Source organism: Bradyrhizobium sp. CCH5-F6, assembly GCF_001556045.1.
Classification (GTDB): Bacteria; Pseudomonadota; Alphaproteobacteria; order Rhizobiales; family Xanthobacteraceae; genus Bradyrhizobium.
Genome location: NZ_LSIC01000120.1, coordinates 1 through 1,562 on the forward strand (window position 1 = coordinate 1; position 1,562 = coordinate 1,562).

Below are 1,562 nucleotides of genomic sequence, written 5' to 3' on the forward strand. Positions count from 1 at the left end.
GTCGGCATTGACGCCGGTCGAGAGCTTGAGCTGACCGGAGGCGTTGATCGACGAGTTGGTCTGACCCGACGCGGTCGCGAGCGTACCACCGCCGCTGCCGTTGAGCGTGAAGGTCTGCACGCCCGTCGCGAGGTCGACCGCCTTCAGCACGTCGGCGATCGTCGCGCTCTGCAGATAGACCGTCGAGTTGCCGTTGCCGTCGGTGACGACGTTACCGGACACACCCTGGGTGGAGGCGAGCGAAGCCGCGGCCGGCGTCGGGCCATCCTTGAAGGTGATGACATGGCTATCGACGTTCAGGGTCGAACCCGACGAGATGAACGACGACAGGGTCGCGGCACTCGTGGTACGGGTCGCGGAAACTGTGACGTTGCCCGCACCGGTCGCAGCCGTCAGGCCGAGGGCCTTCAGGATGTCGGCCTTGCCGGTCACGCTCAGGTCGGAACCGGTCGTGCTTTGCAGCTTCAGCGCGCCGCCGGTGACGGCGGACGGGGTCTGTCCCGCGTTTGATGTGAGAGTGCCCGCGTCGTTGCTCTGCACGCCGCTGGCGAGATCGATGGCGGTCAGCACGTCTCCGATCGTAGCCGAATCGGCGGAGCCAAGGTAAACCGACACGTTGCCGCTGCTGTCGGTGAAGACGTTACCGGTCGTCGTGGCAATAACAAACGCAACCTGCGTGAGGCCCGTCGGCGCCGTGGCAGGCGCATCGCCCGCAACGAACGTCACGGTCTTGCCGTTGACGGTGAGCGTGTCACCCGCAACAACGCCGGCGTTGGCGTCGCCGGCAGGAGCAAAACCATTCAGTCGCTTGGCCGCCGTCGTCACCCCGCTGATGACCGACCCCGTGTAAGCGCCCGAAATGCCGCCCAGCGTGGTGCCGCTAGCAGCCGCAGTCGCGCCACCTGCAGCACCGCTATAGAGCACGTTGCCCAAGGCGCCCGCGCTGGTGTAGCTGGTCGTGCCGCGCAGGTCGGACGCCGTCGCACCCGAGATCGTGGTGGAGACGTTCGACTTCGAGGAATAGCCGACGGTGGTCTGCAGGGCCTGGTTGGCGATCGACTTGGCGCTGTCGATCAGCTTCTGCAACGAGGTGATGCCGGTGTTGGCGGCCTGCAGCACCTGCACGCCGTTGGCGATGCCATCCAGCAGGTTGTTGATGTCGCTGGCACGGTTGTCGAGCGACTGTGCCGTGAAGAAGTTGGTGGGATTGTCGAGAGCCGAGTTGACGCTCTTGCCGGTCGACAGGCGGCTCTGGGTGGTGGCGAGAAGATCGGCAGTCGACTGCAGCGACAACAGGTTCTGGCGAACCGACGCAGAAAGAACAATTCCAGACATACTCGCCCTTCTGGGAACGCGTCGACACTCACGATCGCAACTGATCGAACCGACTGCAGGACCTTGCCCTCGATCTTCTAACAAATGTTAAAAATGGAACCTCGCTCCTAAAAAACAAAACGGCGGGGCCGAAGCCCCGCCGCCGGATCTTGCTTACGATGTGGTCCGCGACTTAGCGGAGCAGCTGCAGCACGCTCTGCTGCGACTGGTTGGCCAGCGACAGCGCG

The 1,562-nt window shown here is 64.2% G+C and carries 1 protein-coding gene; it reads right to left on the reverse strand.

From position 1 onward, the window contains the following. A partial coding sequence (locus AX729_RS20995; RefSeq protein WP_156457107.1) for a DUF1522 domain-containing protein occupies window positions 1-1,335 on the reverse strand: 1,335 nt, incomplete at its 3' end. Window positions 1,336-1,562 lie beyond the last annotated feature (227 nt).